The 3,621-nt window shown below is 62.8% G+C and carries 4 protein-coding genes; 1 reads left to right on the top strand and 3 read right to left on the bottom strand.

What is annotated here, in order from left to right:
* Positions 1-102: 102 nt before the first annotated feature.
* Complete coding sequence (locus ACMNAY_RS01250) at positions 103-1,029, bottom strand: hypothetical protein (RefSeq protein WP_418718081.1); 927 nt, start codon at positions 1,027-1,029, stop codon at positions 103-105.
* Positions 1,030-1,032: 3 nt separating this feature from the next.
* A complete protein-coding gene (locus ACMNAY_RS01245; RefSeq protein ID WP_418718080.1) occupies positions 1,033-1,623 on the bottom strand; it encodes a hypothetical protein in 591 nt (196 codons plus the stop codon).
* Positions 1,624-1,857: 234 nt separating this feature from the next.
* Between ACMNAY_RS01245 and fucO the strand changes: the two genes are divergently transcribed.
* Positions 1,858-3,006 (top strand): lactaldehyde reductase, encoded by a 1,149-nt coding sequence (gene fucO, locus ACMNAY_RS01240; RefSeq protein ID WP_177521343.1) that lies wholly within the window; start codon positions 1,858-1,860, stop codon positions 3,004-3,006.
* An 87-nt stretch (positions 3,007-3,093) separates the two neighbouring features.
* On the opposite strand, the gene ACMNAY_RS01235 is transcribed toward fucO, so the two are convergent.
* Entirely contained in the window at positions 3,094-3,564 is a 471-nt protein-coding gene (locus ACMNAY_RS01235; protein ID WP_418718079.1) for a hypothetical protein, read from the bottom strand.
* Between the last annotated feature and the right edge of the window lie 57 nt (positions 3,565-3,621).

The raw sequence follows: 3,621 nt of genomic DNA, 5'->3' as shown, positions 1-3,621 counted from the left end.
CCCCCCCGGGGGGGTTTTCAACCCCCCGAAAAAAAATGTTGGGTTTTGGCCCCCTAATGAGGGGGGCAAAAACGCCGGTCTTTGACAAAACGCGCAGAGCTTTCAACGAAGCATGGCGCTCTGGTTCACGATATAGGTGCTGTAGAGGAACAGCACGTCCTGGTCGGTGAACTCCACATACTGGGGCACAAGGCCGCTGACCATGTAGCGGATGTCCACCAGGGTCACCTTGCGGTACTGGCCCAGCAGCAGCGGAACGAGGCTGCTGGCATAGGAATCCCGGAACACCACCAGCTCCTTGTCGGTGGCCGCCAGGGGGCTCTCGACGGTGATGAGGGGGCTGGCCCCGCTCAAAAATACGTCGTAGGGCACGTCGGTGTCAAGGCGCCCGAGGTCGTAGACGGCGGTGGAATCGGGGTACTGGTAGTTGTCGCACACGGCGGCCACGGTGGCGTCGCTGACCAGATAGGTCAGTTCTTCCGGCTTGTCCGCGCCGTACTTGCCGTAGGCGCCGATGAAGCCTTCCACTGTCACCGGGTCAAAGCCGTCCATGTCCACCGAAAAGCCCATGGCTGCACCCAGCGCGTCCACCACGCCGCCCAGCCGCTCCTGCCGCCAGTGGCTGTCGGTGAAATAGTAGTCCTCCAGGGTCAGCGCCCCGGTCAGGTCGATCTTTTCGATGCCGCTGCCCATCAGCTGGCTGTCCACCGTGGAGAACAGAGCCTGATAGTCGGTGGCGGGCCTCACCTCGTCGGTCAGGTAATAGCCCTTGTCCGGCACGATGGCGTAAAAGGCGCGGTTCTCCTCGGTGAGCAGGTCCGCTTTCAGCTTTTCCAGCTTTTCACCAAAGCGCACTGCACTGTCCACGTCGGGCCCGTCCAGCGCCTCGACCCAGTGGCCGTGGGCGGTGTACATGCCGTTCTCGTCCGGGCGCATGCCGCGGTCGAACAGGCCCATTGCCACCGCAATGACAACAGCGGCAGCCGCGAAGCAGAGCCCCGCGGCTGCGAATGCGAGTTTGCGTTTCACGGCTTACTCAGCCACGGCGGCGGTGAAGCCGCTGTGCAGCTGCTCAGCCAGGTCGGCGCTGGTCATGATGAGGATGACGGTGTCGCCGGAGAAGTCCACGATCTTGCTCTCGGCTTCCACGCAGATCCACTTGCGGGGGTCGGCATTGGCCTCGATGTCGGCGGCCAGCTGCTCGGCCTCCTCGGCGCTGTTCGCCTTCACCAGGCAGACGGAGAAGGGCACGGAGGTCATGGCGGCCTCGGCGGCGATGCCGTCGGCATAGCGGTCACGGGTCACGCCCAGGTTGTACTCGGAGTTCTCCTCGGTGAGCGGGGTGTACTTGGCGCCGCCGTTCAGGTCGGCGGGCATCAGCATGGGGATCTGCTCCGCGTCGCCCGCGGCCAGCACCTGGTCCATCAGGGCCTCCAGGCTGCCGGGCTCGGCTTCGCTGGCAGGCTCGGAAGCGGGCTCAGAAGCAGGCTCAGAGGCGGGCTCGGAAGCCGGGGCGCTGCTGCTGGGCGCGGAGGAAGGCGCGGAAGAAGAGAGGGCGGAAGAGCAGCCGGCAAAGGCGGCAACAGCCATGATGAGGGCGAGGGTCAAAGCGAGTTTTTTCATGTGTGTGACTCCTTAATTTTAAAGAAATGTGCGGCCGGTTTGGGGTTAGTGTTCCCCGCCGGCACAAAGTAAACACCTGAGGTGAGGAAAATATTGCAAAGCGACTAAAATTTTTTTGCGTTTTTCATGCGAAACGCTCCCTTGCTCTGCGGGGAATAGATTGTTATACTTGTAACAGACGGAGAAACTCCGCCAAGCAAACGTTTTGTTTGACCTGAAAAGGAGAGGATACCAATGGCTAACCGCATCGTTCTGAACACCATTTCCTATCATGGCAAGGGCGCCATCGAGAACATCGTTCCCGAGCTGACCGCCCGCGGCTACAAAAAGGCTTTTGTCTGCTCTGACCCCGACCTTTTGAAGTTCGGCGTGACCAAGAAGGTCACCGACCTGCTGGAGGCGGCGGGCTTCGCCTATGAAGTCTACAGCGACATCAAGCCCAACCCCACCATCGAGAACGTGCAGCACGGCGTGGAGGCCTTCAAGACCAGCGGTGCGGACTGCATCGTGACCATCGGCGGCGGCTCCTCCATGGACACCGCCAAGGCCATCGGCATCATCGCCAACAACCCCGAGTTTGCCGACGTGCGCAGCCTGGAGGGCGTTGCCCCCACCAAGAAGCACGCGGTGTTCACCATTGCCGTGCCCACCACCGCCGGCACCGCCGCCGAGGTGACCATCAACTACGTCATCACCGACGTGGAGAAGAAGCGCAAGTTCGTCTGCGTGGACACCAACGACATCCCCGAAGTTGCCGTGGTGGACCCGGACATGATGTCCACCATGCCCAAGGGCCTCACCGCCGCCACCGGCATGGACGCGCTGACCCACGCCATCGAGGGCTACATCACCAAGGCCGCCTGGGAGATGACCGACATGTTCCATCTCAAGGCCATCGAGCTCATCGCGAAGCACCTGCGGGGCGCCGTTGCCGGCGAGCCGGAGGGCCGTGAGGGCATGGCGCTGGCCCAGTACATCGCCGGCCAGGGCTTCTCCAACGTGGGTCTCGGCATCGTGCACTCCATGGCCCACAGCCTGGGCGCTGTCTACGACACCCCCCACGGTGTGGCCAACGCCATCCTGCTGCCCACCGTGATGGAGTACAATGCTCCCGCCACCGGCGAGAAGTACCGCGACATCGCCAAGGCCATGGGCGTGGAAGGCGTGGACGCCATGACCCTGGACGAGGCCCGCAAGGCCGCCTGCGCCGCCGTGAAGCAGCTGAGCCAGGACGTGGGCATCCCCGCCGACCTGAAGGCCATCGTGAAGGAGGAGGACGTGCAGTTCCTCTCCGAGAGCGCCTATGCCGACGCCTGCCGCCCCGGCAACCCCCGCGACACCAGCGTGGAGGAGATCGCCGCGCTCTACCGCAGCCTGATGTAAGGCGTTCAGAACCAATCAAAAGAAAGAGGGGCCGCCCCGCGGGGCGGCCCCTCTTTTTGTGTGCATCGATGCTGGCTTGGCGAAAGGTCACATCCCGCCGCAGTAAAAACGAGTCACGGCATAACTGCCGTCCAGCGGCCCGGCCGAGAGCTGGCCTGTGTATTCCTCCGCCTCGCCGTCCACGGTCAGGCTGACGGTGAAATCAAAGTTGTCGTCGCCTGTGCCTTCCAGCTGAACTTCTGCCACCTCCACCTGCTTGCCCGCGTAAAACTCGTCGTACCGGCTCAGGGTGCGGTTGGCGACGAGCACGTCCAGTGCTTCGGGGCTGACGCAGGGGGCGAGCCCCTCATAATAATCCGTCACGGCGGCCTCGTCTATGACGGAAGCCTGGGAGAAGGCATCGTAGCGGCCGTCGGCGTTGGCGGTGAAGAATTCCGTCAGAAATGCCTCGCCGGCCTCCTCCGGTGTCTGGAAGGCCGCTTCCTTGGCGGAACAGGCGCACAGGGCCAGAGCCAGCGCCAGGAATGCCAGAAAAAGTTTCGGGATGCGGACGTTCATGAGCGGGGCCTCCTTTTCCTTTTTTAAAGGGGTGTTCCTTGATTTGAATATAGCATG

Source organism: Candidatus Allofournierella merdipullorum (genome assembly GCF_048426865.1).
GTDB lineage: Bacteria > Bacillota > Clostridia > Oscillospirales > Ruminococcaceae > Allofournierella_A > Allofournierella_A merdipullorum.
The sequence above is the reverse complement of the archived record's forward strand: the minus strand, read 5'-3'. Positions and strand labels throughout refer to the sequence as shown.